The following is a 26544-nucleotide window of genomic DNA, read 5'->3' on the forward strand; positions in this document are numbered from 1 at the left end:
GCATGCATATCGAGGTGCCCATCGCAGGCGAGTCCATCAAACTCGGCCAGTTTCTCAAGCTAGCCAACCTCGCGGAATCCGGCGGTCACGCGAAAGAACTCATCGCAGAAGGTGAGGTGCAAGTCGACGGCGAGGTGGTCTCTTCGAGGGGCTTTTCGCTTGGCGACGGTGCACGGGTCACCGTCGGCGACACCTCGGCGACCGTCGTGTGTAGTGGGGAGGACGGCGAGGACGACTACTTCGACGAGCGCACCGCCAACGATGATTTCGACCCCGAAAAGTGGAGGAACATGTAAATGCCCGCATTCGAGGCGAAACCCGGCATGCCGTACTGGCAGGATTTGGTGACCACGCAGCCGCAAAAAGCAGCGTATTTTTACGCGAAGCTGCTTGGCTGGGAAGTTTCCAACGATGCGTACCGCGTCGCCCGCAAAGAGGGGTTGCCGGTAGCTGGCATCGTCGGCGCGGAGACCGACCTGTTGGGCTGGACGCCGTACTTCCTCGGGTTGGGCACCGACGGGGTGGAGAAGCTCGGCGGCGAAGTGATCAGCACTGCGGACGTGGCGCTTGGGCAGATGACCATTTGCCAAGACCGCACCGGCTGCCCGTTCGGGTTGATCGAGCCGCACGGGGAAGATCAGTTCGTGGCTGCCGGGGAGCCGGGCGTGCCCGTGTGGCACGAATACATCGCGCCGAGCCAGGACGCGATCGACTTCTACGCTGAGCTTTTCGACTGGGAAGTGGTGCGCGACGGCAACTACTTCATCGCGATGGAAGACGGCGCACCGTTTTTGGGCATGCTGCTCGATGAAACCGCCGGTGTGTCGCTGTGGCAGACCTATTTCGGCGTGGAAAACCTCGAGCACGCGCTGATGACCGTCGGCAATTTTGGTGGCCAAGTGATCAGCGGTCCGGTGGCCAGCCCCTTCGGCCTGATTGCCATCGCGGAGGACGCCACCGGCGCGGGTTTTCACCTCTGCGAAGTAGCGGTGCCCGAATTCGACGACATCCGCGAATCCGACTCCATCCTGGATCTGTGACTTAAAAGCCATGACCAGCGCGAGAGTACTGAATTCTGGAATTGCGGCTGCAGTCGTCGCAATGGCGTTGTTGGCGCTCATGTTCGTCGCCGCCCCCGCGGCGCACGCCTACCACGTGGACCCGTCGTATAACCGGGAACGCACCGCGCTCGCGGTCGTGCACCCGGATGGGCGGGTGAGCATCTCCCCAACAGCAGAGGAGCAGCGTCCGGCGCTGAGCCTGTCCAAGCTCTACCTCGGCTACTACGTGCTCTACCACGGCACTGCGAAAGAGAAGGGCGAGATCAAGGAGATGCTCACTACCTCCGACGACGCCATTGCCACCCGCCTGGATGCGAAATACCCCGAAGGCATTGACAAGGTTGCCAAGGATTTCGACCTTGACCAAACGAAACGCAACGGTTACTGGGGAAAGACACAAACGTCGGCACGCGACGTGGCTACCTTCATCGCCGCCATCGTGTGGGACCCCCGCGCCAAGCCGCTTTTTCGACGGCATGGCGCAACAGGAAGAAGTCGCCGCCGACGGGTTCATCCAGGAATTCGGCACCGCACGCCTCGACCGCGTGAAAAGTTCGAAGATGGGGTGGGCGGATGAACGAGACACCGCCACGGCAAGTGTGTCCTGGGGTGAGATCGGCGATGAGACCTGGGCCGTTGCCGCGCTGACCACGGGTTCGGCGTACCACAACACGGTGGACACGCGGATGGGCATCAGCCAGGTCGACGACTCGCCACCGAAGAGCGAAAAGCGGTGAATCGGTACAGCGAGCGCGGGGCGCTAAGACCGCATTAAGCTGCGGGGCATGGCCAATAAGACATCGGGAGATAACAGCACCCTGCTCGCCGCCATTATGGGATTGTTGCTCGGCGTCGGGTTTTACTTCGGAACCCATAACTCCTTCAGCAGTGAGACGGTCGCGCTAGTGCTGGCAATCGGTATTGGGGTGATGTGGTTCCTCATCTTCAAACCGATCTTCGCTAAAGAAGCGGAGAAAGATCAGGACGAGACGCCTTAGGCCGACGCAAGGAACTCAGCGACGTCACGCACGCGGCGCCTGGACTCTGCAGGCGTCGCGATGTAGTGGGTCGAATGGTACGCAACCACCTGCGCTCGGCGCGGCGGCTGCACCCGCGCCACAACCTCATCCTTCAGCGCGACCTGCAAAAACGACACCGCTTTGGTGCTGGAATCCGGCACCACGGTGGGAAACGTGAGCACATGCACGTCCGCGTCGGGCGGGATGGACTCGGCGGCGGCACCGAATGCCCACACCGCGATCCGCTTGGCACCTTCCGCGCGGGCGAACTCCACAGCCGCTTCGGCGTCAGCCAGGTTGTTCACGTCGAGCATGGTCGCCCCCGACAGCTCTGCCACGCCGGCGACCTCGGGGCGCCAGGAGTTGTTCTTGGCGTTGGACGGGCCGTCGTAAAGCGAAATGCCCCATGTGGCGGTGGGTGAGCTGGGCACGAACAGGGTGCCGAGCTCCACCTGGCGGACCTCGACGCCGCCGGGGAAGGCGACGCCCGGCATGGACTGGTCGATGCCGCTGCCGAGCATGAGCATGGCGGCATGGGTGATGCGGTCGGGAAGCAGCGCGAGGTACTGCTCCGAGCTGGGGTCGTAGGTGGCCTCGATGTAGCTGACGAGTTGCTCGAGCTGAAGCTCGGGTGGCATTTCGCGGTCGCGGCCGCCGACGTGGAAATCGTCGCTGAGCTGCTCGTTGATCGGCTCTACCAAATTGTCACCCGATCTTCCGGCGCGATCCAAACGGGCGAACCTTTCTCCACGTCAAAGGCCTCGTAGAACTCCTCGACGTTGCCGGCGATGACGTTGCAGCGGAACTCGTTCGGCGAGTGCGGGTCAATCGCCAGCAGCTGCGCGGCCATCTCCGGGCGCGACTTGGAGCGCCACACGCGGGCCCACGCCAAAAAGAGGCGCTGGAAACCGGTGAACTCGCCGTCGAGGTCGCCGAACGGCTTCGCCTCGCCGTCGCCCAAGCCCTTGTCCTCTAAGTAAAGCTTGTAGGCCACCACCGCGATGCCGAGACCACCGAGGTCACCGATGTTCTCGCCGAGGGTGAACTCGCCGTTGACGCCGGAAATGCCTTCGCGGTCCGCGAGCACGCTGGGCACGAGGCCTTGGAACTGGCCCACGAGTTTTGAAGTCAGCTCCTCGAAGCGCTCGCGGTCGGCATCGGTCCACCAGGAGTTCAAGTTGCCTAGGCCGTCGTAACGCGAGCCCTGGTCGTCGAAGCCATGGCCGATTTCGTGGCCGATAACCGCTCCGATCGCCCCGAAATTCTCCGCCGCGTCCGCCTCCGGGTCGAAGAACGGCGGCTGCAAGATGGCGGCGGGGAACGTGATGTCATTGACCACCGGGTTGTAGAACGCGTTCACGGTCTGCGGAGTGGAGACCCACTCTTCGCGGTCAGTCGGCTTGCCAATCTTGGACAGCTGGTAGTCGTGCTCGAAGGCGGAACCCGCACGCACGTTGTCCACCAGCGCCTCGCCCGACTCGTCGAATTCGAGCCCATCGAAGCTGCGCCACCGATCCGGGTAGCCAATCTTTGAGGTGAACTGCGACAGCTTCGCCTGCGCGCGATCCTTCGTGGCCTCGCTCATCCACTCCAGCTTGGCAATCCGCTCACGGTACGCGCGGACTAAGTAAGAGACCAGCTCGAGCATCTCGCTTTTCGACGAAGCCGGGAAATGCTTTTCCACATACACCCGGCCAATTTCCTCGCCCACGAGGGACTCCGCCAGTCCCACACCGCGCTTCCAGCGGTCGCGCTGCTGCGTGGCACCGGAGAGGTGGGTGCCGAAGAACTCGAAGTTCGCTTCGCCGATTTCCTCGCTGAGCAGACCGGCGCGCGAGCGCAGGATGTTCCACGCGCCCCACAGCTGCCAGTCCGCCAGGGTCTCTGGGCGCAGCATGCCGGCGAGGTCCTGGGTGTAGGAGGGCATCATGTCAATCAAGCGGCCGTCCTGGATGCCCGAGGCGCGCAGCATCTCCTGGATGATGCCTGGCAGCTGGTCAAGCTCGGTCGGATTGTAGGTGGCCACCGCGTCACGGGCACGGACGACATCCCAATGGCTTTCAGCCAGGTGCGATTCCAAAGCCACGATGCGCTGGGCCGCGAGTTGCGGGGTGAGCCCCAGCAAGTACTTCGGATCCAAGAACTCGAGCATGCGCGCGACGTGCGCCTCGTACTTCTGCAGCGTCTCTGCGTGCTGGGGCTCGCGGTAGTAAGCCTCATCCGGCAGGCCAAGGCCGGATTGCACTAGGTAGGGCACCGCCAATTCGCCCTGGGAGTCCTTTTCCACCCAGTAGGTCAGCGGGCCCCCAATGCCATCGCGCTCGAGGACACCGAGGTTGCGGACGAACTCCTCGACGTTTTTCACCGCAATTTTCTCCAGGTCGCCCTCGAGCGGCGCAGTGCCGCCGGCGTTGATCGCGTCGGTGTCCATGAAGGAGCGATAGAGTGCGCCCCCGCGGCTGTCGCTCTCTTCGAGCAACGCGTGAACATCGGCTTCCGATTTATCGCGCAGTTCGTAGAATGATCCGTCGATTCCGCGGTCTGCAGGGATCTCGTGTTCACGCACCCACGTGCCGTTGACTAGCTCAAAGAGGTCTTGCATGCCCCCGAGTGTAACGGTTTAGCTACTCCTCAGATGCCGGTTCCGGTGCAGGATCTCCGGAGTGCAGGACGACCCAATCTGCGGCTTCGCGCGGGGCAGCTTGGCCGTAATCACCGTGCGCGCCCATCGCTCCCGGAATGCCCAGTGCTTCCACGCCCAGGTGGGAAAAGATCCCGGCGAACTCGGAGAAGGGGACGCGGCCCGCGTTCAGGTGGGTGCGCATCGCAGGTTCCACCAGCGGGCGGTAGTCCTCATCCATGGAGCAAACGATGTCGTCGGGGCGGCAGATTTCCAGCACGAGGTCCGCGAGCTGGCCGTAACCGCCTTCGAGCTCGCCGAGGGCGCCGCGTGAGTCGGGGGAGGTGCCCGGCGCGAGCCACGCACCGTTGTCACCCTGGTACGGGTTGGCAATCAGCGCTACCGAGCGCACGCGTTCCGGCGCGATTGGGCCGGAGCCGTAGGCGATGTCGCGCGTGAGGCGCGCGGCTACGTCCGCGCCAAGCGAGTACCCGGTGAAGTGGAACGTTGCGTCCGGGCACGCATTTGAAAGCCTGGTCACCACATTGCGGGTTGCCGTGTATGCCTCCGCCGAAGCGGCGTAGTACGTGCGGTTCGCAAACGCTGCGGAGTTGTAGGACACCCACAGCGGCTGGACCTGTCCGCCGGTCTGAGCCTGGGTGCGCAACCCGGTGGAGAACACCTGCCCGCCGTGCGGCAAGAACGTGGGCACGCCTTCCACCGTGTTCGCGCCGCCTGGAACGGCAATGAGGTACTGCGCGCGGCATCCCTGTTGGCCGAGCAGGTCGCCAACCAGGTTCGACGGCGTGATTGGGGCGGGGAATGCGTTTGCCGCAGGAGCGGTGGCCAGCGGAGTTAGCAGTGCGGCGGCCGCGGCGATTGTGGCCGCAGCTTTCGCGGCGATGGCGTGAAGTTTCATGACGTTTCTACTCGTTCGGGTTGCGGACCTTCATCGGGCCCGGTGTCCACCAGCCCCAGCGGGTGTGGGTTTCATGATCAATGTCGGCTTCAACTGGCGCGACACCAACCGAGTCAGTGCGTAGCTCGTACTTTGCCACGGAGCCCCAGTCGCGCTGCCAATCATTGCGCAGATACCCCGGGACATCGTAGCTGTAATTCACTGCCTCGGCAGTGGCAAGCGCGCCGCCGCCGAGGAAGTCCTGGAAGCCGGAGAGTTTCTCCTTGCCAGGCGCGTCCGGCATGACGCGGAACTGCGGAATCTCGGCCACGCCGGCGTAGTGGTTGAACGTGCGCTGGCATGGGTATTGGAACGCGACTGTCCAGTCCAGCAGGCCCGGGGTCTCTGGGTCGATCGCCTCGTTCATCGGCGTAAGCACCGGGTTGCGCAGCGGGGTCACCGCCAGCCAGTCCTTTTCCGCCAGCGAGGTGTCCTCGCCAACCAGACGAACGACGTCGGCGTCTTCCGGCAGATCCGCGACGGGATAGCGGAGATTGCGCCAGTTCGGGCCCTCGCCCTGGTCGAGCATTTCGACTTCGCCGAGGCGTTTGACCGAGCCGTCGTTAAGCAATTGCCCGTACTCGAGCAAGAGGTCGGTGCCTTCTTCCTCGATCCCGTTGATGTCGTGGTGCGCGATGCGCCCGGCGACGGAGGTGACCAACAGCGGTGCATCTTCGCTGGCTGCGGGCAGCTCGAACCAGACGCTTTCGAGCTTGGCGGCGCGGCTCGGGTCGTCCTCGAAGGTGCCGGCGACGGGCACGCGAGTGTAGTCGAGGCCGAACGGCATGCGCACCGTGGAGCCGTTCACGCCGCGCAGGCTCGGCGGGCGGTTGCCTTGGGTGTTCACGCTCGAGGTGGACTGTGCCGCAGCGCTGGTCTGATCCTCTGGCGTTTCCTGCTGGTTGGCATCGGTCTGGGCGGACTGGATCTGGCCGGAACCGGTAGACCCGGTCGATCCAGCAGATCCAGTAGACCCAGTAGACCCAGTAGACCCGGTCGATCCGCCACCGCCGGTGCCAGACGCGCCCGTGTCGTTGGTGTTGGAGTTTTCCGAGGCGATGAACGCCGGCACGCCATCCGGGGTGAACCCGCGGTTGATGCCCGCGTCCAGCGAGCGGCCCAGCGGCACGCCGTCAACTGGGGTGAGGAAGGACTCGTTCGGGTCCATTTCCAGCAGAACGTCGCTGGCAAGAGCGCAAGAATCACCCGCGAAAGTGCGCACGTTGCCCATGCCCACCGAGTACGCCGGCGCCTGGTCCACAAACGCCTTGACAAATGTCAGGCACGAAAACAGGACCATGAGCACGGCCAAGACGGCCAGCGGAGCCGACATGAGGCCCGCGAAGCGGCCGGTGTCCACGCGCGCAGCCTGGTCGAACTCCTGGGCGCGGTTCGCTTCCTTCGCCTGCAGGCGCTGGGCGTTGTGGCGCAGCGACTGCACGATCCCAATGAGGAAGACCAGCAGCGTAATTGCCAGCATGACAGTGTTGGCTTCGACAGCCTTGTACTGCACCGTGCGGTCCCACCACGGCACACCGAAGGAGGACACGTACCACCAGGCGTTCCAGCCGGCGAGGGCCATCGCCATCAAGAACAGGCTGGCGGCGAGCGCGAACGTGCGGTTGCGCGCCGAGCGCAGGGCCAGGTGCGAGAGCACCACGGCACCCATCGCGGCCACCGCGCCGCCGACACCCGCGTAGATGCCGAAGTGGTGGGTCCACTTCGTCGGGGTGAACATGAGGAAGAACGATGTCAGACCGATGATCAGCATCATCCGCTCCGTCGTGCCCTTCGCCGTGCCGGGGATGCGGCCGCTGAATTTAGCCAGGCCCCACAGAATCAGCACCACGGTGAAGATGAGCACGAACATGGGGAAGCGGCGCGCCAGCGAGGCGTCCACGGTCTGCTGGAACAAGGTGGCGTAGCGCACCCACTCCTCGTACCAGTGCAGCGCAGGTCCGACCTCGGCGCGCACAGCGGTCGCCTCCAGCACGGTGGCCAGGGTCTGGTCCTTGAACACTGGCACCATCACCGCCAGGCCAGCCCCCAGGAAAGGAGCCACCAGGGCGATTCCAGGAGCCATTGCTTGTCGACGCCTCATGGTCCTGAACACGGCGGGCAAGCAGATGAGGAAGACACCGACCGCGGAAAGACCCGTGGGCCCGCAAGCGAGCGTGAATGCCGCGGCGATGGTACCCAGCGCAGCCGGCAGCAATCTGTCCGTGGCAATTGCGCGTTCAAACAGGGCCCAGGTGAGGATCAGGCCGAGTGCAATGATTGGCTCGGGGCGGGTGCCGTTGTCGTACGCCAACCAGAACGCGAGAAAGACGAACGCGGCCGTCCAGAACGCCACGCGCCGCCCGGCAATCGCTTCGCCGAGCCGCGGCAGGATCTCACGCGAAAGGATCCACCAGATGAGGATCCCGGCGATCAGGGTGGGCAGGCGCATCCACATCGACGCGGTGGACACCCTGGCGAGTAGCGCGAGCACGTCGTAGAACGGCGAGCCGAACGGCGCTTCCGGCACGCCGTACCAGCGGTAGTAGTTGGCCATGTAGTCCGACTCGTTGGCCACCCGCGCCATAGTGAGCAAGAAGCCATCGTCTGAGGTGTTCGCGCCGAACACGTGCCAGAACCCGAGGGTGAGCAAGACCGTCGCATCGAGCGGGGTGAAGGAGCGCCACTCCTTGCTAATCACGGGAATGCGGCGCCCGTCGAGCCGGTCGATGCGCCCCAGCGCCCACAGACCGAACACCGCGGCGATCAGTCCGCCGATCATGGCGATCAGCTTCAGGATGCTTGGCGACGAGGTGAATCGGGAGTTGATGTCGATCTCGGCGCGCAGGCCGTCGTCGATAAGCTTCTGCCCTGAGTCTGGGTTGAGCTCTGTGTAGATACCGGTGAACTGCGCGCGGTAGTCGTCCTCTAATTCCTCGCTGTGGGAAGTGCCGGGGATTTCAACCGTGGTTGCCGCGTCGGTCTGGTGGACGTGCAGCACGGCGGTGTCGGGGAGTTTGGTGACTTCCTCGGCGGTGAGGTCGAAGACGATCTCATTCATCGCGGAGACGACCAGGCCGCCGTCGGGTGCGGTGATGAACAGCCCGCGGTCGTGGGCATCCTGCGAGGACTCGGGCAGCGTGCCCAGGATGAGCGTTTGGCCGTCGCGAACCTCGCCGACGGCAGCGACTGGGACCTCCAGCTCCACCTCTTGCGGGGAAACCGAGATTAGCGGGGCGTTGACCGCCTGGAGCGAGCCGTTCTGCGGCCAGGAGAGGGAGGATTGCACCTGGTTGACCGGCAGGAACGGCACCGCTATGAGTAGCACGAACGCGATCAGGCCCGATACTGCGGCCGTGGTGGTCAGCGACTGCGGTGCGCGGCGGGCGCCTTGCGGCTGGGGGGTCGTGCGGCGGTTCATGGGAACGCGGCGCGGCGGCTCAGCTGAGGTTTCCTGGTACACGGTGGTCACGCAGAGTCACCTTACTTCCGGGGGCAAATCTAGTTGCGGACTACTACGACGAACGGGCCGATCTGTGCCTGGCTCCACTCGCCGGCGGGGAAGGCGGCGGGGTTGAAGAACAGGCCCTCGTAGCGCACGTTCGGCTGGCTCGGGTAGATGTCGTGGGCGATGTGGGTCTTCAGCGGCGTACCGGCCGCTAGGTCGCCGCGGAAGATGAACGCTTCCGGCGGGCGCCACGCGGACGCGTCGATCGCAGCGGTGACTTCGCGCGGGTTGGTGTTGGAAAGCTCCGCCCACGCGGCCAGGTCCTCGTTGCGCATGTCGAACTCGCCCAGCGGGTTGGCGTAGTGGCTGGTGAACGCGTTGAAGCCGTAGTAGGAGTTGTAGGCCATGAAGTTGATCTCGTCTGTGTAGATCACAGCCTCGCCAGGGTTGCGACCGTTGGTCTTGAGGTACTCCACAATGTCGCCGTAGTAGCGCGCGGCGTCCGGCGGGAATTTGTCGGCGCGCTCGCCGTAACCGTCGGTGTCCGCGTACGCCTGGTCGATGTGGGATTCGTTCTCCTCCGGGATCTGCTGAACGTAGAACAGGGAACCTGCGGCAATCAGGATCACCACTGCGGCGAGAACGCCGCGGTTGGCCTCGTCGCTGAACCGGTCCGGGTACAAGAAATCGAAGCCCACCAGCATAATCTCTGCGATGCCCAGCACACCTGCGGTGGCGAAGATGAGGATGAGCAACACCTCCACGCGGAAACCCAACAGCGAGGTGCCGACGAGTGTCACCGCCATCGATGCCATGGCCCAGAGGTAGCAGACGAGGATAGCCAGGCTCAGCGCTGCGATCTCCGGCTCATTCATGCGGATGACCAGCCATATCAATCCGATGAGCGAAAGCAGCCCGATGATAGAGATGCTGAAGAACGGCAGCGGGAAGTACGTGCCTTCCGGCGGCAGGAAGTGGTTGGCCGTGGAGCGCGCCTGGAAGTCGCCGAAGAGCAAGTTATAGAGGTAGGGCCCCCACGCCACGAGCGCGATGGCCAAGGAAGAGAACCCGATGATCAGCAGGTGTTTGATGGGGGTGAACCCGCGGTCGTTGAGGAAGAGGATCACGGCCAGCACCACCACGGTCAGCGCGGTGATGGCGGTGAACAGTGTGTAGAACGTCGCGGAGACGCCCAGGAACAGTGCGAGTGCGATGGTGGCGAACCAGGAGCCGGACAGCGCGCGCTGAGCGCCGATCGCCGCGGCCGGCACGAACATGGCCACAAGCGCGGCGTAAGGCTCATCCGGCACCTCAGTGAGTACCACCGCGGTGGTGACCATGGCGATCGCCGCGGCCGTCGGAAGCGAGCCGGTAAGGCGGCGCCAGACCGGAGTGAGCATCGCAGCGCCGGCGGCAAGCGAGGTCAGCGCCCACGGCTGGTACACCTCCCAGCCCGGCATGCCGAGCAGGTTGGCCATTCGACCGCCCAGGAAGAACCACCCCATGGGGTAGAAGGTGGGAAGGTCGACGTAGTTCATGTCCGCGTAGGAGATGGACTCCGTCATCCGCGTCAGGAACTGGGTGCGGAAACCCTGGTCCACCTGGATGCCGTCGAGCCACAGCTTGGTGGCGGATAGCGGGATACCCAGCGACGACACCACGATGCCCGCCGGGGCGAGCGACAACACCGCCTCGACGAACCAGTTCCGGCGGCGCGCAGAGATCCACAGCCACGCCGCGATCAGCGCCAGGGCGATGATCAGCAGCGACAAAGAGACCGACAGCGCCCGCGTCACCATCGACGTGTTGAACGCCGGCAGGGTGGTGGTGTGCAGCAGGAACCACGCCACGAACGCGAGTACGCCGCCGATCAATCCGTAGGAGATAATGCGCGCCCACGTTGCACCACCCGAGATCTCATCTGGGGTGTAGGAGGTTACGCGTAACTCGCGGGGGGCAACGGTTGTCATGCGTCTAAGTGTGGCATAAGAGGCTTCTGGTTTAGCCGATACCGCGCTCCGCGAGGTACATCAGGATTGCACGCACTCGACGATTCTCCTCATCCGGGGTCAGCCCGAGCTTGGTGAAGATGTTGGAGACGTGTTTCGCCACCGCCGCGCCGGAAAGGAACAGCCGCTGCGCGATCTGCGCATTGGAGAGTCCCTCAGCCATGAGTTCTAAGACTTCGCGCTCCCGCGGGGTGAGGGTGGTCAACCAGCGGGAGCTGGCGGCCATGAGCTCGCTTGCCACCTGCGGGTCGATCACCACACCTCCAGCTGCAACGGTCTCGCAACCAGCGACAAAGTCTTTCACTTCGGCAACCCGGTCTTTAAGCAGGTAACCGGTGCCGCCTCCGGTCGCGTGCTCCCCGCTGAACAACTCGCGGGCGTACGCTGGGGCGACGTACTGGGACAGCACCATCACATTCACCCCGCCGTGGCGCTCCCGCAGCGACAGAGCAGCGACGAGGCCGTCGTCACGCATCTGCGGGGGCATGCGCACGTCGGTGATGACAAGGTCGGGCACGCAGCCGTCGACAAGCGAACAAAGCTCCTCGGCATCGGCGGCTTGGCCGACGATGTCGTGCCCGCGGCGGGTGAGCAACCCCGCGACACCCTCGCGTAGCAGAGCGGAATCGTCCGCGATCACGATCTTCATGGTGCGATCCCGCTTTCTCCTCGGTACAGCAACAGGGGGATGCGGGCGGTGACGGTGGTTGGCCCGCCGCTGGGCGAGCGCAGTTCGACGTTGCCGCCGAACGCCGCGATGCGATCGCGCATCCCTTCCAGGCCGCGGCCGGGCACGAATTGCGCGCCGCCGTCACCCTGGTCTGCCACGGCGATGTTGAGCGTGCTGTCGCAGGTAATCAGCACGTTTACTGGCGCGCCGGGCGCGTACTTCGCGGCGTTGGTCAGCGCCTCGGCGGCGAAGAAGTAACCTGCCGCAAGCACCGGGGCGTCAATCTGCGGCAGCGGATGCGGGGCGCGCACCGTCACGTGCGGGCCGTAGTGGGCCGCGGCGGATTCCACGGCCGCGACCAGCCCGCGGTCGGTGAGTTCCTGCGGGTGGATCCCGCGCACTGTGCGCCGCAGCGCCTCGAGTCCGCTGCGCAGGTTGTTCGCGGCATCGTCGAGGAGCTGGGCGGTCACCCCGCTCGCCGTGAGCTGTGCCTCGCCCACCTTCATCGCGGCGGCCACGAAATACTGCTGCGCGCCGTCGTGCAGGTCGCGCTCGATGCGCAACCGCTCCACCTCGTACGCCTCCGCGATGCGCCGCCGCGAGGCCGTGATCTGGTGGATCGCTGCCGCGGCCGCTGCCTCGTGGTCGACCCCAGTTTCAACCCCGGTCCCGGCCGGGGCGCGCCGTGCTCTGGGCCATCTCATATGCATGCACAATAGCGGGGTAGTGCTGGCACTACCCTGATTTGGGCGCTCGCACCATGGCTTTCGCCGCTGCGCCCGATTGGAATGAACACCATGCTTGTACTCAACGACATCACCAAGTCCTTCACCCAGCAACGGGTGCTCGAAGGCATCAGCCTCGAAGTCGGCCACGGCGAATCGCTCGCCATCATGGGCCCTTCCGGCTCCGGCAAGTCCACGTTGCTCCACTGCATGTCCGGGGTGCTCACCCCCGACACCGGTGAGGTTGTCTTCGAGGGACAGAGCATTTCTTCGCTTGACGACGCCGCGCGGTCCACCCTCAGGCTCAATCACTTCAGCTTCATCTTCCAAGATGGGCAGCTCCTTCCGGAGCTCACCGCGAAGGAAAACGTGGCGCTGCCGGCAATCATGCGCGGGGTGGCGCAGAAGGAGGCGCACGCCGAGGCGACGGAGATGCTCACCCGCCTCGGGCTCGGCGCGTACACCGAGCGCTTCCCGGGCCAGCTGTCCGGCGGCCAGGCCCAGCGCGTTGCCATCGCGCGTGCTCTGATCGGTCCGCCATCGGTGGTGTTCGCTGACGAGCCAACCGCCGCTCTCGACCAGGCCACCGGGCACGAGGTGATGCAACAGATCACTGCGGTAGCAGAGAAATTCGGCGTGACCCTGGTGTTGGTCACCCACGACCCGAAGATCGCCGCCTGGTGCAACCGCCGCATTGAGATCCGCGACGGGTTGATCCACGACGAGACGTTCCGGGAGGGGATGCGCCGATGAAGCCGTCAACCACGCAGTCGCAGTCACACTCCCTGACCCCGATGACGCTCGCCCGCGCCGCGATGTCGAGCAGCCGCGAGGGACGCGATCAGCGCACCAGCGGTGAACGTTGGGTGCGTGTGCTCTCCCTGGCCGCGTTCACCGTGTCGACCTGGATGTTGCTCACTCTGGCCGGCGGTACCTGGATGTTTGTGGGCCGACACCGCAATCCCGGGGAGGTGTTGCAGGCCGCCAGCGAAGAACTGCACGGACCGCAGGGCATTCCGTACATCTTTCTCGCGCTGTTCGCGTCGCTACTGTTAATCCCCACCCTGCTCAACCTGCTCACCCAAGCTGCGCGGGCCAACCTTTCCGGGCGCGAAACGCACCTGGCAACCCTGCGCCTGCTCGGCGCAACCGCGGGCCAAGTACGGGGCATGATGATTGTCGACGCCTTGCGTCAAGCCGCCATAGGCCTCGTCCTAGGCACCGTGCTCTACGCGGTGACGGTGCCGGTGTGGTCGCTCATTGCGTTCCAAGGGGAGCAAATCGGACGTTGGGAGATGTTGACCTGGTGGCTGATCCCTGTCGTCTGGCTGGTGGTGCTGGCGTTGGCTGCGGCGTCGGTGTGGCTTGCTCTTCGGCGCGTTTCGATCACCCCGCTCGGTGTCAGCAAACGAGTACCGCCCAAGGGACAAAACCTGGTGACGTTCGTCCTGTCCTTCGTGATCACTTGGGCGCTGCTCAAGATGTTGAGCCGGTTCGGGTTGTCGCCGTCCGCCGACACTGGGGTGTATCTCGGAGTGCTGGTGTTCGGTGCCGCGTTCATGCTGGCTAACGCAGTGTTTGCCGTCGGGCTGATCCAACTCGTTGCGCGCCTGAGTTATAGGGTGCCGGGGTCGAAGAACTACGTGGCCACCCGCAGGGTCGGACGCGATGCGAAGACCACGTGGCGCCGCGTCGCTGCTTTGTTCTTCCTTGCCTTCACCGCGGGTTTCGCGTCCAGGCTGTCACTTGTTGAAACCGAATTCGAATCGGTGGCAGTCGATATGTACACCGCCGACATTCCGACGGGTGTCGCCATCACTGTCACCTTCGGCATTGCGCTGCTGTGCGTCTCCACCCTGCTTGGCCAGGCGCTCGCCGTCGTCGAGCAAAAATACCTGACGAGGTCGCTGTACTTCATTGGTGCGCCAGCATCGTTCCACACCGCAGTCGCTGTGCGGGAGATCGGGATCCCAATGGCCATTGTGTCCCTCATCGGATTGATCCAGGGCGGCCTGATGGGCACAGTGATGTCCGTCGAGCAGCCGAACACCATGACGAGCCTGATCCAGTTCGTGGCCCTGGTCGCCATCGCCTTGATCGTCTCGGTGGCTGCCGTGTACGCAACCGGCCCGCTCCGCCAGCGGGTGCTGGCGCAAACGGGCCGGTTGAACGACTAGCGAGCAATGAGCGACTAGAAGCTCAGCTTGCGCATGATCGGTGCCGGGATGTGCTGCAGCACCATAGAGATCGGGCCGAACAGCTTGTGCACGAACACGTAGCGGTCGCCCTTAAGTGCTGCCTCCACGGCAGCCTCCGCTACGTCTTCCTTGTTCACGGTGAGCGGGGCTTCGTCCAGACCTGCGGTCATCTTGGTGCGAACCTGGCCGGGGCGGACAACGGTGACCCGCACGCCGTCGTTACGCAATGCCTCGCCGAGCTGGAGGTAGAAGCCGTCCATACCTGCCTTGGCCGAGCCGTAGACGAAGTTGGAGCGGCGCACCTTCTGGCCCGCGACGGAGCTCATGGCGATGATGGTGCCGTGGCCCTGGCGCTTCATGGCCTGGCCGAGCAGCACGCCGACGGAGACGTACGCGGTGTAGTTCGTCTGCGCGGACTCGACGGCGAGCGCCTGGTCCTGCCAGAGCGCTTCCTGGTCGCCGAGGGTGCCGAAGGCCACCACGGCCACGTCGATGTCGCCGTCTTCGAAGGCGGCGTCGATAACGCCTTGGTGCGCGGCGGTGTCGAGCGCGTCGAAGTCGATGACGCGCACCTTGCCGGCGCCTGCCGCGGTGACGGCGTCAATCGCGCCCTGAAGGCGCGGGGAGTCCTCGCGCGCGCAAAGCGTCACGGTCGGTGCACCGCCGCGGTGCACCAGCTCCTCGACGATGGCGAGGCCGATCTCGGAAGTGCCGCCGATCAGCGCGATGTGTTGTGCCTGTCCTACTGCGTTGAGCATTTATTTGGTCCCTTTCTGCTTCCTGATCCGCAGTTTCCTAGTTGAGTTCCAACCTGCGCGACAGGTCAGAGGCGAACACACCGGTCGGGTCGATGGCGCGGCGGGTCTCCAGCCAGCCAGCCATGCCCGGGTACATCGCGTGGAACTTCTCGGCGGAGGTACGCGATTCCTTGGCCAGGTAAAGGCGGCCGCCGAACTCCATGACTTGGTCGTCCAAGCGGTCGAGGAATTCGTTGAGCCCGTCGCGGATCGGGAAGTCGACGCAGACGTTCCAGCCCTTCATCGGGTAGGACAACGGCGCGCGGTTACCCTCGCCGAACAGCTTGAACACGTTGAGCGCGGTGTAGTGCCCGGAGGACTGGATCTGGTAGATGATGTCCTTGAACGGCTCGACAGCGTCGGTGGGCACCACAAACTGGTACTGCAGGAAGCCGGCATCGCCGTAACCGCGGTTCCACTCGCCGATGAGATCCAGCGGTTGATAGAACTGCGTGAGGTTCTTGATCTGGTTCTTCGCGGGGCCGCCCATGAGGTAGTAGGCCTCGCCGATCATGCGCAGCGTGAGCTTGTTCATGGTCCAGGACGGGAACACGTCCGGCACCGTCATCAGCTGCGGAGCGTTGAACTTTAGCGGGTCCTTGGCCAGGCGCGGCGCGTACTCCTCGAGCTGCGCCAAGGTAGCCAGCGAGCCGCGGGAAATGGTGGAGCGGCCCGTCTTCGGCGGTGCGGAGATCGCGTCGAACCATGCAGAAGAATAGGTGTAGTTCACCTCGGAGCCGTCCGAGTGTGCCGCGATGGTCTCATCCAGGGTGCCGGTCCGTTCGGTGTCCGAGATGAAGTACGCGGTCTCGGTCTTGGTCATCGCGATCCGCGCGCGCAGGATGATGCCGGTCAGGCCCATGCCGCCGACGGTGGCCCAGAACAAGGTGCCGTCCGGGTCGTCCGCGGAGCCCTCTGGCTCGAGGTGCAGCACGCGGCCGTCGGCGACCAGCAGTTCCATGGAAACAACGTGGTCGCCGAACGAGCCGGCGGAGTGGTGGTTCTTGCCGTGAATGTCCGGGCCGATCGCGCCACCGATGGTCACCTGGCGGGTACCGGGCAGCACCGGAACCCACAGGCCGTACGGCAGCGCCGCCTTCATCAGCTGATCCAGGGTCACGCCCGCGTCCACGTCCACGATGCCGCTGTCCGGGTCGATGGAGTGGATCTGGTTCAGCGGCTGCATGTCAATGACCAGGCCGCCGCCGTTTTGCGCCGGGTCACCGTAGGAGCGGCCCATGCCGCGCGCGATCACGCCGCGGCGCTGGGATTCGGGGAGGGAGGAATTCTCGTCCGCGACTTGAGCGACGGCCGCGCGGATCACATCAACGTCCGGGGTGGCCAGCACGTGGGCGGTGGACGGAGCAGTGCGACCCCACCCGTAGAGGGACTTTTGTTCGGTGTGCAGTTCCATGGCACCCAAGCCTACCGACCAAAAACCCGAATACCGGGCACAATAGGTGTGATCTTAATTAACGCTTAGAGTTCGAGGATCTCGCGGATTTCCGCAGGCAACTCCTCTTGGGAAGTAATCTGCGGCCGCCCCGCCTCCGTGTGCTCGCGCAGCAGCTGCATCACCCGCGCGCGGCTCGTTGAATCCAGCACCGGCAGCTCTTGTGCCATCAGTTGTTGCATGAAGTGGTTCAAGGGTTGTGCCATGGGCGTAACTGTAGCGCTACCATCGGCACCCATGACCACCAATGCAACCATCCAGGAAGCAGTCGACGAAACCCAGATCGACTACAACGCACTGGACAACACGCTCGGCGGCCGAGTCATCCAGGCAGGGTTCATCGCAGCATTCTTCGCCACTCGTTCAGTTCCGGCTCGCGTTGGGTTGAGCATTTTGAACTTGACGACGGTCGGGCTGTTCAATGCGTTCGACGAAGATCCCCGAAACGACCTCACTTCCCGGGTGGACGCGGAACAAGGCGAAGACGAATCTGTGGCGTTGTCCTGGGGCGTGCTCGCCGGGCTGGGAGCAGGCACGATTGCCGCTTTGACTGTGGCCGCGAAAGCTCAGTCGGGGATTGCCGGTTGGCTGGCTGGGCGGGGCGTCGCAAAGCCTGATGCTCTGATTGGCCTTGCTGCGGGCGGAGCTTACCTGGCGGCAAAGCAGCTGCGACCGTAGCTATATTGGGCGCCATGTCCAGCACGATCTACAGATCCGCATCGCTTGCGCCGGTGATCAACCTCGCCGCCGAGCGGACGCGCCGCCGCAATGGCAGTGCCGCTGCGGCCGATGTGGGCGACACGCTCATCGTGCGCATCGTGCTGGTGTCCGACGACACGGTGTACCGCTGGGTAGGCATCGATGAGCGCACCACGATCCGGGAGTGCTGCACCGTCGTGGAGACGGTGTTCGGGATCGATGAGCTGCGCGCCACTGAAGACGGCACCGATGCGGTGCGGGCGGAGGCCGATGGGGCCTGCGAACTGCGAGACGTGCTGGACGCGCCGGGGGAGGCCACAGCCTTTACGTGGGGGTTGTGGCAGTTCGGCATGCAGTTTGCCGACGTCTACCCGCGCGACGAATCGACCCCACCTGCCGTGTGCGTCGCGGGCTCCGGGTCGTTCGGCGATGCCCGCTTCGACATCGGACGCGTGAACGCGCAACTGCTGGGCGCGGAACGGGTCAAAGATCTCGCGTCGCTGGTGCGCGACGACGTCCGCGACGTACTGGAGCGCGCGAGCACCCACGACTTCTTGCCGCTGATCCACGCGCTCGGCGTGGAGCGCGCCGTGTCGCCGGGGGAGATGCCAGTCGTGGCCCGCGCGCGCTTGGCGCGACTGCCCGTGGAGGCGGATCCGCGCGCCCGAGACGCGTTCTGGGCATCGGTGCTTGCCGCCGCATGCTGCGGGGATGCGGCAAGCACAGACTCGATCACCGAATCCATTATGCAGGCGCTGCGCGCTGCGGATCTCTCCGCCGCCGAGGTCAGGCAGCTGTGCGCGGCATCGCTCGCGGATCTCGATGCGCTCACCGCGAACCTCTCGTTGCCGGAGCGACTAGATGTCTACCGTGATCTGATTCGGGGGTAGACGCTGTAGACTCAGCCCGCGTGAGTGCTTCCGGTGTGAAAAAGCAGCTGATCCCGTTCGTCATCATCGGCGTGGGCTGCGCCGTTCTTGACTTCGGCATCACCTACCCCGTCGATGAGCTCACGTCACTGTCTCGCGAGATGGCAAAGGCCATCGGCTGGGTGGTGGGCACGATCGTGGCCTATGTGCTGAACTCACGGTTCGCTTTTCACGCCGAAGTCAGCGCCAAGAAGGCTGGCGGGGTGTTCGTCCTGTACGCCACCACCTTCGCGGTGCAGATCCTGCTGTACCGCTATTCAGCGTTGCCGCTACGCGCGCTGGGGCTGAACAAGTTCTTTACGGACCTGATCAGCTTCATCATCGCCCAAGGTGTCGCCACAGTCACCAACTTCGTGCTGCAGCGCCGGGTGATCTTTAGGGAAGAGACGAAAATAATTGAGTCGCAAGAGCCCGTCGTCAAGCAAAAAGCCCCTATGGGCGACGGAAATCCTCCCGTGCCCCCATCCGCAGTAACTTCAACCAATTCTTGAAAGCGGCTGGGTCGCGGCGCTGAAGGAGGAAGAACCACGCGAAACGCACAACTTCCTGGAACTTCATCGTGCGCATGCCGCGCTGGTTGATGATGAAGCCGCGGTTGCGGTACGCGAAGTAGCGCTTCGTCTCATTATCCGGGAACTGCGCGTGCGCGCGGCCGCCCATGATCGGCTGGAACTCGCTGGAACCGTCTGGGTGCAGGTAGAACGCGGTGAGCGCGGTGCCGTAATCCAGGCCCGAGTTGGAAAGGCGGCGGTGGTACTCCACCTCGTCGCCGCGGATGAAGAGGCGGTAATCCGGCACGCCAATGCGCTCCATGGCCTCGGCGGAGATGAGAGCGCCGTTGAACAAGGACGCGTAGCCGGGCAGGAACTCGCCCTCCAGCTCGTCGGTGTTGCGCATCCAGGTCAAGCCCTGTCGGATTGGGAACGCGAGGCGGTTCGGGTCGTCAATGGCCGCGACAATCGGGCTGACCTCGTGGAGGTTGCGCTCCTCAGCGACGCGGTAGAGCTCCGCGAGGGTCTCGTGGCTCTCCGGGCGGCCGTCGTCGTCGGCGCACCAGATGGCGTCCGCGCCGAGTGCGAGTGCGTGGAGGAAGCCGTAGGCGAAACCGCCCGCGCCGCCCAGGTTCGTGTGGCTGGGTAGGTAGACGCCGCGGTCCTGTGCGAGGTCGCTGAGCAGCTGCTCAACCTCCGACTCCGCGCCGTTATCCACCACAATCACCCAATCCACCGGGTGGGTCTGGTTCACAACTTGCTCCAACGAGTGGCGCAGAAGTTCCACGCGCTTATGGGTGACAATCACTGCGGCCGTAGTTCCTGAGGATTTTAAGGTCTTTGTCATGTCGACGATTATGCCTTGGTCAGACCGAGCTGGCTGGGCGGAGTGCGCGTCGGCGCGGGGAACCGAAGCAGGAAAACCGAGGTCTAACCCAGTGTGGACAAGCTTTTCGACGGCATGCACGTGGTGCCCGGAGACCTCTTAATCCGGGCGAGTGGCGCTGTTCCTGGTGCTGTTCCTGGCGCTGCTCCTGGCGACGGTTTCAGTGGCCTGGTGGAGGTGGCTGGCGGCTACTCCATTCCGCATCGCTTTGCGACTGAGCGCGCCATCGCACGTGCCGCCGCCCGCCACCACCCGCGCGGGATTGCGTACGAGATTCCCGCGGCGTACCGGGCTGCGGCTTACGGCCTGACGCACCCGGATTTCACCGTGACCGGGTTTGGGGCGCTTGCGCTCTACGGGCTGCCTTTCCTCGTCGACGCCTGCGACACGGTCTTGGAAGGGCCCCGCGTTGACCGGAAACAACTGGCCACGGCCACGACCCCCACCCTGGTACGCGGCCATTTGAAGCGTGATGAAGTCTGGAACGTGCATTGCCACGGCAGACCGATCACAGTAGCAGCGCCAGCGATCGCGGTGGTGCAGGCGCTGAAAGCCATCCGCCAAGGGGAGGCGAGCTGGTCAACGATCCCTGTAGAGGGAAGAGACCCTGCGTTCGTAAGAGCAGTGCAGCTCGTGGACGCCGCGCGGCGCTTCCTCGATGTAGAAACTGAAGAGATCGTCCGAGCAAGTCGTCAAAAGCTGAATTCCCGGTGGGTGAGTGAGGTGGTCGCGGCATCTTCGAAGAACGCTGACTCTCCGAAAGAAACCGAAATGCGCCTCCTCGCGCAGCAGCTAGCCGATCGGTATTGCCTGACCTTGAAGGAGCAGGTGGTGATTCGGAAAGACGGTGAGCCGATAACCCGCCTTGACCTCGCTTTCATGGAGCCAAAGGTCGGCTTGATGTACGACGGCGCACAGCACTGGGACTTTGAACGCCGGCAGAAGGACGCCAAGATCAATCTCGACGCTGCCACATTGAGGTGGACGATGCTGAGGTTCGCATCGGGGACCTTGGGCACGCTGCCTACGACGGTGGCCGGGCTGCTCGATGAAATTCTGTAAGAATTTAAATCGCGCGAGATCCGACCTGGGGAAACGCGGCAACGGAGGCCCGTCTCAGTAAGTTCCTACAGGGTGAGACGGGGTCGGGCAGGGTGAGACGGGGTCGGGCGGGGAGGGGCGGGGGTTAGCGATCGACGGCATCGGGGCCGTGGAAGCGCTCGACCAGGTCGGCGACGTACTCGCCGGCCTCGGGGCCTTCGTAGGCGGCGACCACGTCAGAGACCAAGCCAGCCTGCCGGATTTCTCCCTTGTCCACCCACAAGGCCGTGTTGCAGAGCTGCGCCAAGAAGTCGTTGGAGTGCGACGCAAAGACCAAGATGCCGGATCTTTCCACCATCTCCGCCAACCGCACCCGGGCCTTGGACATGAAGGCGGCGTCTACCGCGCCGATGCCTTCGTCGAGAAGCAAAATTTCTGGCTCGATGGAGGTGACAACCCCAAGGGCTAAGCGGACGCGCATGCCGGTGGAGTAGGTGCGAAGGGGCATGGAGAGGTAGTCGCCGAGCTCGGAGAATTCGGCGATCTCGTCCATTTTGGCTTTCATTTGTTTGCGGGTCTGGCCGAGGAAAAGCCCGCGGATGATGATGTTTTCGTAGCCGGAGATCTCCGGATCCATGCCCACGCCGAGGTCGAAGACCGGTGCCACGCGGCCGCGGACGACGGCGGAGCCGCGCGTGGGTTCGTAAATGCCGGAGAGCAGCCGCAGCAGGGTGGACTTGCCGGCGCCGTTGTGGCCGACGAGGCCGACTCGGTCTCCCTCGCGCAGGTGGAGGTTGATGTCGCGAAGCGCCTCGACGACCACGGTGTTGGAGGCGTTCTTGCCAATCTTGCCGCCGGCGGAAGCCATCATGGCCTTTTTCAGCGAGCGCGATTTGGCGTCGAAAATGGGGAAGTCGACGCACGCGTTGTAGGTGTCGATGGAAACCATGAGAACCTTTCGAAGCTCCCGTCTTTAAACCCAGTAGGGGACTCGGAAGCGCATCTGCTTCATTGCGAAGAGTGTGACCACCAAGCCGACTGCGGTGCACGCCAGCACTATCCACCAGGGGTATGCGGCGACCTCATGCCCGATCAGGGGTGCGCGCACGATTTCCAGGTAATGGTACAGCGGGTTAATCTCCGCCAGCATCGCGCGCTGCTCGACCTCGCCGCCCTGCGCTTTGAGGGTCTGGGTGGTCCACACGATCGGGGTGACGTAGAACAGCAACTGCACGAGCGCTTCGAGCAGGGGCGCGACATCGCGGAAGCGGGTGGCGATGATGCCGAACAACATGGTCACCCACACCCCGTTGAGTACCAGCAGGAACAGGCCAGGCAGCGCCCACAGCGCGTTCCAGCCAAGGTGGATGCGGAAAATCAGGACGAGCAGCGCCCAAATGATCATGTTGTGGGCTAAAAACAGCAGCTGGCGCCACACCAGCCGGTAGACGTGGACGGACAGTGCCGAGGGCAGCTGCTTGATCAGGCCCTCGTTCTCAATGAACACGGTGGAGCCGTCTTTAATGCAACCGGAGATGAAGCCCCAGACGATGAAACCGACGGTGACGTGCGGCAGGAACACCGCGACGTCGATTTGGAACAGCATGGAGTAGAGCAGCCCTAGGGCCAGCGACATCACGCCGGTTGCGATGGTGATCCACAGTGGACCGAGCGTGGAGCGGCGGTAGCGCTGCTTGATGTCTTGCCAGCCCAGCTGCAGCCAGAGTTCGTGCTGCCCCCAGCCGCGCACCAAGTCGCGCCACGCCATGCGCATGGTTTTCGACGGTGACGGCGGGGTGACCTCCCCAGGCTCGCTGGTCATGCGGGCGACGTCCGCCCGCAGTTGTTCTACGTCGTGCACGTGATTCACCCTAGCGCCCCCTCAACGCGATTTAAGGATTCGCGTCCACTGGATTCCGCGAAGCGGCGAACGGAGTACTAAGGAGCAGGAGGTATGCACGTTGGAAACGCAGCGTGCATAATAAGAATTCGGCAAGAAATTCGGAAAAGGTCTAGGAGGTTTTCGTGGCCTACGATGTTGCGGGTGTCCGCGGCCTCTACACCTCTCTTTCGGATGGTTGGACGTACCTGAACGCGCACGACACCCCGCAGGTTCCGGAGCGGGTGGCGTCGGCGGTGGCGCGTTCGTTCCGGATGGCGTGCGGTGTCTCCGCGCCCGAGCTGAGCCGCGGCATCCACACGCGCGACCGAGTTGGCCGGCCGGAGGGCGACGCGTTCGTTGCGGATGCACGCGCGGCCGTCGCAGACCTCGCGGGAGTGACCCCGGAGCGGGTGCTGCTCGGCCCGAGCCTACCCGCGCTCTACTTGGCGCTTACAGCGGCGATGCGCCCGCTGTACCGCTATAACTCCTCGGTTGTGCTCACGAACGTTCACAACACCCAGCTCAACGGCATCCTCGAGCGCGCCGATGCCGAGGTGCGCTGGGCGCTGGCCGACCTCGCCACCGGGGAGCTGCCGGCGTGGCAGTTCGATTCGCTTGTCGACGGCTCGACGCGCCTGGTTGCGGTTCCCGCCGCCCACGCGCAGCTGGGCACGGTGGTTCCGGTCCGCGAGATCGGCGAGCGGATACGCGAACGCTCGAGAGCTTGGTTGCTTGTCGACGCTTCGGCGTACGCCCCGTATCGCCTCCTTACTTTCGACGACTGGGAAGCCGATATCGTCGCCATCGACGTGGCTAAACTCGGCGGCCCGCAAGTTGCAGCCCTGGTGTTCCGGGATGAAGCAATGCTCTACCGCCTTGAGGAGAACGTGCTCACCATGCCTATCTCTCCGGGGTTGGCCGGTGGCGTGTCTGCAACGGTGGAGCACTACGCATCGCTGGTGGAGCAGCAGAACGGCCGCCGCTCGCGCCGCAGCCGCCTTGTCGACTCGATGGGTGAGGCGTCGCGTTACATGGAGCACTTGCGTGAAGACGTCTACACCTTCTTGGGCACGCTGCCCATGGTCCACATCGTCGGCTACTCCGGGGAGGCTGCCGAGCACAGCAACGCCGACCGCATCCCGCGGATGACGTTCGGGGTGACCGGGGTTCCCTCGGCCACCGTGCATCAGCGTTTGGTGGCGAACGGGATGATCGCTACTGAGACGTCGATAAGCAAACTGCTCCGCGAAATGGGTGTGGAAGAGATGGGTGGAGCGGTGACCCTCGGCCTGAGCCCGTTCAACACGCAAGCCGACATCGTGCAGCTCACGCGCACCGTGGCGTCGCTTGCCTGACGGCTGCGCAACGGGCTACAGCGGGCTACACAGTCAGGACGATTTTGCCGGTGTTGTCGCCGGAGTCCATTTTGTCGTGTGCTTTTGCGGCCTCGGTGAGGGGGAAAGCGGCGCTGATATTAGGTTTGATGGCACCAGATTCGACGAGCGGCCAGACGTGCTCGATGGTGGAGCGGACGATGTCGGCTTTCATCGGGCGGGGGCGGGCGCGCAGCGTGGTGGCGTGCAGCGATTGGCGGCGCGGCATCATGCGCCCGAGCGAGATCTCGCCCTTCGGGCCGCCCTGCAGTGCGATGACCACGATCTGCCCGTCAACGGCGAGCGCCTTCACGTTGGGTTCGAGGTAGGGGCCGCCGATGACGTCGAGGATGACGTCCGCCCAGCCCTTGAGCTCCTCGGCGAAGTCCTGTTCTTTGTAGTTGATCGCGATGTCCGCGCCGAGGTTGGTGCAGTACTCCAGCTTCTCGGCGGAGCCGGCGGTGGTGGCCACCTCACAGCCGAGTTGCTTGCACAGCTGGATGGCAAACGAGCCGATGCCGCCGGAGCCGCCGTGGATGAGCACCTTTTTCGGGCTGCCGTCGACGTGCGGTTCGTGGACGCCGGCGAGCATGCCGAGGTTGGACCACACGGTGCAGGCAACCTCGACGACACCGGCGAGCTCCTCGAGCGAGAGGTTATCCGGCTTGGGCATGAGCTGGCCCTCCGGCACCGCGACGTATTCGGCGTAACCGCCGCCGGCGAGCAAGCAGCCGACCTCTTCGCCCTGCTCGCGGCCGGTGGTGCCCGGGTCTTCGATCACGCCGGCGCACTCGAGGCCGATGATGTCGGATTCGCCCTTCGGCGCCGGGTACTTCCCGGCCGCCTGCATCAGGTCGGCGCGGTTGACACCGGCGGCGACTATCTTCACCAGTACCTCGCCGTCTTGCAGCTCAGGGGTGGGCACGTCACGCAGCTCAAGGGAGCGGGGATCGGATTCGTCGGTGATCTGGATAGCCTTCATGCCCACCCAGGATAGCGGGATGCAAAGGGCCATACGGTAAGCTTTCTCACCGCTGGAGACGTGGCAGAGCGGCCGAATGCACCGGTCTTGAAAACCGGCGAGGGTCACACCTCCGGGGGTTCAAATCCCCCCGTCTCCGCCAATTACGCTTCGTCCGGGAACAACTCCGGCATGGTGTGGAACTGGCGCTCGCCGTCGAAATCGCTTTCCACACCGCGCAGCACCTCAATCGCGCGCTTCGTCGCCGCGCGGTGCTGGCCGGCGACCACTTGGATCTGCTCAATCGGGAACTGGCCGCGCAGCTGCACCACGGCAGTGCCGTCCGTGCGGTGCGCGAAATCCGTGCCCATCAACCCGGCGACCTCGTCCAGCGACTCCACTGAGCGCACGTCGGTGCCGGCGCCGGAGCGATCGTTAAAGCGCCAGTTGCCTTGTGCGCGGTCCAAATCGCCCAGCGGCACGCCGAGCAGCACAATGTCCGCGCCGCCGCCAGACACGGCGGAGGTCTTCGGGGTGAGGAAGAACGGCACCGATTCGCTATCGCCCTTCAAGGGCCCAGCGGTCAGGGAGTCAATTTGAGCCGGGAACCAGACAAGCCAGTTCGCAGCGTCGGAGTGGTCGCCGCGTGCAGAGAAACCAGAGGTCAGCCAGGTGTTGAGTTTCATGTGCATAAGTCTAAACAAAACTGCTGATCAGCGCTTCGCTGCCAAATGCGTACGCCACGCGCACGTCCGCCAGCCCGTACGCCTTGTTGAAGCTGCGCAGCACCACCAGGTTCGGGTGCGCGGCGATCGCATCCGTGCTCACCACCTCAGCTTCATCGCCAGCCTCATCGCCGGCCCCCTCATCCGGGTACTCCAGGTGCGTCTCATCCAGCATCACCGTCACCCGCTCGGGCACCGTGCGCATGAACTCGGTGAGCTCGCGCGTGGTCATAGAATCCCCCGCCAGCTCCGCGGGGGAGGAGAGGAAAATCAGGCACGTTGAGTCGTCGATAAGCGAAAGCATCTGCTCCAAGTCGTGCGAACCGTCCGGTTTGAAGGGGACCGGTTGCGGGCAGGCTTGCCCCAGTACAGGTGGTGGGGGAGCATCGGTCCGCTCGGTATAGAGCACTTTGCTTGACGACGCACACGTGGACCCAACCAGTCGCCCAAGCAGAGCCAACGTGTTGTTGCCCACCGCTACCTGCGCCGTTGGCAGGCCGAGGTGGTCGGCGAGGGTCTCGCGCAGCTCGGTGGTGAATGCGTCGCAGGGCGTGGTGTCCATGAGGTTTAAGTGTATGCCGAGTGTATTTGGTTGGGGTGGG

28 protein-coding genes and 1 tRNA gene are annotated in these 26544 nt (G+C 64.4%); 13 read left to right on the top strand and 16 right to left on the bottom strand.

Annotation, left to right across the window (positions count from 1 at the left end; all coding sequences use genetic code 11):
- Positions 1 to 2 precede the first annotated feature (2 nt).
- From CGLAUT_RS00375 to CGLAUT_RS00395, 5 genes are read left to right on the top strand one after another with little or no spacing between them, the layout of a single operon-like run.
- Positions 3 to 296: an RNA-binding S4 domain-containing protein gene (locus tag CGLAUT_RS00375; protein ID WP_095658985.1), complete on the top strand. Its 294-nt coding sequence runs from the start codon at positions 3 to 5 to the stop codon at positions 294 to 296.
- The gene (locus CGLAUT_RS00380) at positions 297 to 1040 is read left to right on the top strand and encodes a VOC family protein (RefSeq protein ID WP_095658986.1); all 744 of its coding nucleotides are present in this window, start codon (positions 297 to 299) and stop codon (positions 1038 to 1040) included.
- Between the two features lie 10 nt (positions 1041 to 1050).
- The gene (locus CGLAUT_RS00385; RefSeq protein WP_095658987.1) at positions 1051 to 1638 is read left to right on the top strand and encodes a hypothetical protein; all 588 of its coding nucleotides are present in this window, start codon (positions 1051 to 1053) and stop codon (positions 1636 to 1638) included.
- Positions 1622 to 1798, top strand: a complete 177-nt coding sequence (locus CGLAUT_RS00390) for a hypothetical protein (RefSeq protein ID WP_157731217.1) — start codon at positions 1622 to 1624, stop codon at positions 1796 to 1798. The genes CGLAUT_RS00385 and CGLAUT_RS00390 overlap by 17 nt, the downstream gene beginning before the upstream one ends.
- A gap of 48 nt (positions 1799 to 1846) precedes the next feature.
- Complete coding sequence (locus CGLAUT_RS00395; protein ID WP_095658988.1) at positions 1847 to 2059, top strand: hypothetical protein; 213 nt, start codon at positions 1847 to 1849, stop codon at positions 2057 to 2059.
- Here CGLAUT_RS00395 and CGLAUT_RS00400 read toward each other — a convergent pair.
- The 7 genes from CGLAUT_RS00400 to CGLAUT_RS00430 are packed head-to-tail and all read right to left on the bottom strand — an operon-like array spanning position 2056 to position 12486.
- On the bottom strand, positions 2056 to 2781 hold the full coding sequence (locus CGLAUT_RS00400; protein WP_290185610.1) for an alpha/beta hydrolase: 726 nt from the start codon (positions 2779 to 2781) through the stop codon (positions 2056 to 2058). The two genes, CGLAUT_RS00395 and CGLAUT_RS00400, sit on opposite strands and share 4 nt — an antisense overlap.
- Positions 2775 to 4682: a M13 family metallopeptidase gene (locus CGLAUT_RS00405; protein ID WP_290185612.1), complete on the bottom strand. Its 1908-nt coding sequence runs from the start codon at positions 4680 to 4682 to the stop codon at positions 2775 to 2777. Before CGLAUT_RS00405 ends, CGLAUT_RS00400 begins: the two co-directional genes overlap by 7 nt.
- A gap of 22 nt (positions 4683 to 4704) precedes the next feature.
- Entirely contained in the window at positions 4705 to 5619 is a 915-nt protein-coding gene (locus CGLAUT_RS00410; RefSeq protein WP_290185614.1) for a cutinase family protein, read from the bottom strand.
- Between the two features lie 7 nt (positions 5620 to 5626).
- On the bottom strand, positions 5627 to 9127 hold the full coding sequence (locus CGLAUT_RS00415) for an arabinosyltransferase domain-containing protein (protein WP_343898717.1): 3501 nt from the start codon (positions 9125 to 9127) through the stop codon (positions 5627 to 5629).
- A 29-nt stretch (positions 9128 to 9156) separates the two neighbouring features.
- A complete protein-coding gene (locus CGLAUT_RS00420; RefSeq protein WP_290185616.1) occupies positions 9157 to 11073 on the bottom strand; it encodes a galactan 5-O-arabinofuranosyltransferase in 1917 nt (638 codons plus the stop codon).
- Positions 11074 to 11104: 31 nt separating this feature from the next.
- Positions 11105 to 11761 carry a response regulator transcription factor gene (locus CGLAUT_RS00425; RefSeq protein WP_290185618.1) on the bottom strand — a complete coding sequence of 219 codons (657 nt, stop codon included), beginning with the start codon at positions 11759 to 11761 and terminating at the stop codon, positions 11105 to 11107.
- Positions 11758 to 12486: a sensor histidine kinase gene (locus CGLAUT_RS00430; protein WP_290185620.1), complete on the bottom strand. Its 729-nt coding sequence runs from the start codon at positions 12484 to 12486 to the stop codon at positions 11758 to 11760. The genes CGLAUT_RS00425 and CGLAUT_RS00430 overlap by 4 nt, the downstream gene beginning before the upstream one ends.
- An 84-nt stretch (positions 12487 to 12570) precedes the next feature.
- On the opposite strand from CGLAUT_RS00430, the gene CGLAUT_RS00435 reads away from it, so the two are divergent.
- Positions 12571 to 13260: an ABC transporter ATP-binding protein gene (locus CGLAUT_RS00435; RefSeq protein ID WP_290185621.1), complete on the top strand. Its 690-nt coding sequence runs from the start codon at positions 12571 to 12573 to the stop codon at positions 13258 to 13260.
- The gene (locus tag CGLAUT_RS00440; RefSeq protein ID WP_290185623.1) at positions 13257 to 14684 is read left to right on the top strand and encodes an FtsX-like permease family protein; all 1428 of its coding nucleotides are present in this window, start codon (positions 13257 to 13259) and stop codon (positions 14682 to 14684) included. Before CGLAUT_RS00435 ends, CGLAUT_RS00440 begins: the two co-directional genes overlap by 4 nt.
- A gap of 14 nt (positions 14685 to 14698) precedes the next feature.
- On the opposite strand, the gene dprE2 is transcribed toward CGLAUT_RS00440, so the two are convergent.
- From dprE2 to CGLAUT_RS00455, 3 genes are all read right to left on the bottom strand, one after another.
- On the bottom strand, positions 14699 to 15463 hold the full coding sequence (gene dprE2 / locus CGLAUT_RS00445; RefSeq protein WP_290185625.1) for a decaprenylphospho-beta-D-erythro-pentofuranosid-2-ulose 2-reductase: 765 nt from the start codon (positions 15461 to 15463) through the stop codon (positions 14699 to 14701).
- 37 nt (positions 15464 to 15500) lie between these two features.
- Positions 15501 to 16916, bottom strand: coding sequence for a decaprenylphosphoryl-beta-D-ribose oxidase (dprE1, locus tag CGLAUT_RS00450; protein WP_095658998.1), 1416 nt, complete (start codon positions 16914 to 16916; stop codon positions 15501 to 15503).
- 65 nt (positions 16917 to 16981) lie between these two features.
- Entirely contained in the window at positions 16982 to 17161 is a 180-nt protein-coding gene (locus CGLAUT_RS00455; protein ID WP_332461816.1) for a hypothetical protein, read from the bottom strand.
- Between the two features lie 31 nt (positions 17162 to 17192).
- On the opposite strand from CGLAUT_RS00455, the gene CGLAUT_RS00460 reads away from it, so the two are divergent.
- The 3 genes from CGLAUT_RS00460 to CGLAUT_RS00470 are packed head-to-tail and all read left to right on the top strand — an operon-like array spanning position 17193 to position 19074.
- Entirely contained in the window at positions 17193 to 17633 is a 441-nt protein-coding gene (locus CGLAUT_RS00460; protein ID WP_095660948.1) for a hypothetical protein, read from the top strand.
- Positions 17634 to 17647: 14 nt separating this feature from the next.
- Positions 17648 to 18544 (top strand): hypothetical protein, encoded by an 897-nt coding sequence (locus CGLAUT_RS00465; protein ID WP_290185627.1) that lies wholly within the window; start codon positions 17648 to 17650, stop codon positions 18542 to 18544.
- A gap of 20 nt (positions 18545 to 18564) precedes the next feature.
- Positions 18565 to 19074: a GtrA family protein gene (locus CGLAUT_RS00470; protein WP_290185628.1), complete on the top strand. Its 510-nt coding sequence runs from the start codon at positions 18565 to 18567 to the stop codon at positions 19072 to 19074.
- Here the strand turns inward: CGLAUT_RS00470 and glfT1 are convergent.
- Positions 19016 to 19921 carry a galactofuranosyltransferase GlfT1 gene (gene glfT1 / locus CGLAUT_RS00475; RefSeq protein ID WP_290185630.1) on the bottom strand — a complete coding sequence of 302 codons (906 nt, stop codon included), beginning with the start codon at positions 19919 to 19921 and terminating at the stop codon, positions 19016 to 19018. The genes CGLAUT_RS00470 and glfT1 overlap by 59 nt on opposite strands.
- A gap of 93 nt (positions 19922 to 20014) precedes the next feature.
- On the opposite strand from glfT1, the gene CGLAUT_RS00480 reads away from it, so the two are divergent.
- Positions 20015 to 21022, top strand: coding sequence for a hypothetical protein (locus tag CGLAUT_RS00480; RefSeq protein ID WP_290185632.1), 1008 nt, complete (start codon positions 20015 to 20017; stop codon positions 21020 to 21022).
- A 124-nt stretch (positions 21023 to 21146) separates the two neighbouring features.
- On the opposite strand, the gene wzt is transcribed toward CGLAUT_RS00480, so the two are convergent.
- Together wzt and wzm are read right to left on the bottom strand one after the other, a co-directional pair.
- Positions 21147 to 21950, bottom strand: coding sequence for a galactan export ABC transporter ATP-binding subunit Wzt/RfbE (gene wzt / locus CGLAUT_RS00485; RefSeq protein WP_095659002.1), 804 nt, complete (start codon positions 21948 to 21950; stop codon positions 21147 to 21149).
- Between the two features lie 24 nt (positions 21951 to 21974).
- The gene (gene wzm, locus CGLAUT_RS00490) at positions 21975 to 22823 is read right to left on the bottom strand and encodes a galactan export ABC transporter permease subunit Wzm/RfbD (protein ID WP_290187163.1); all 849 of its coding nucleotides are present in this window, start codon (positions 22821 to 22823) and stop codon (positions 21975 to 21977) included.
- 203 nt (positions 22824 to 23026) lie between these two features.
- On the opposite strand from wzm, the gene CGLAUT_RS00495 reads away from it, so the two are divergent.
- Positions 23027 to 24238 (top strand): aminotransferase class V-fold PLP-dependent enzyme, encoded by a 1212-nt coding sequence (locus CGLAUT_RS00495; protein WP_290185635.1) that lies wholly within the window; start codon positions 23027 to 23029, stop codon positions 24236 to 24238.
- A 25-nt stretch (positions 24239 to 24263) separates the two neighbouring features.
- On the opposite strand, the gene CGLAUT_RS00500 is transcribed toward CGLAUT_RS00495, so the two are convergent.
- A complete protein-coding gene (locus CGLAUT_RS00500) occupies positions 24264 to 25238 on the bottom strand; it encodes an NAD(P)H-quinone oxidoreductase (protein WP_095660952.1) in 975 nt (324 codons plus the stop codon).
- Positions 25239 to 25292: 54 nt separating this feature from the next.
- Here CGLAUT_RS00500 and CGLAUT_RS00505 point away from each other — a divergent pair.
- Positions 25293 to 25380: transfer RNA gene (locus tag CGLAUT_RS00505), tRNA-Ser, on the top strand.
- Position 25381: 1 nt separating this feature from the next.
- Here CGLAUT_RS00505 and CGLAUT_RS00510 read toward each other — a convergent pair.
- Positions 25382 to 25903 carry a hypothetical protein gene (locus CGLAUT_RS00510; protein WP_157731219.1) on the bottom strand — a complete coding sequence of 174 codons (522 nt, stop codon included), beginning with the start codon at positions 25901 to 25903 and terminating at the stop codon, positions 25382 to 25384.
- A gap of 10 nt (positions 25904 to 25913) precedes the next feature.
- Entirely contained in the window at positions 25914 to 26504 is a 591-nt protein-coding gene (locus CGLAUT_RS00515) for an aminotransferase class I/II-fold pyridoxal phosphate-dependent enzyme (RefSeq protein ID WP_095659005.1), read from the bottom strand.
- Positions 26505 to 26544: the final 40 nt, after the last annotated feature.

Origin of the sequence: Corynebacterium glaucum, from assembly GCF_030408855.1 — a bacterium.
In the GTDB taxonomy this organism is placed as follows: Bacteria; Actinomycetota; Actinomycetes; order Mycobacteriales; family Mycobacteriaceae; genus Corynebacterium; species Corynebacterium glaucum.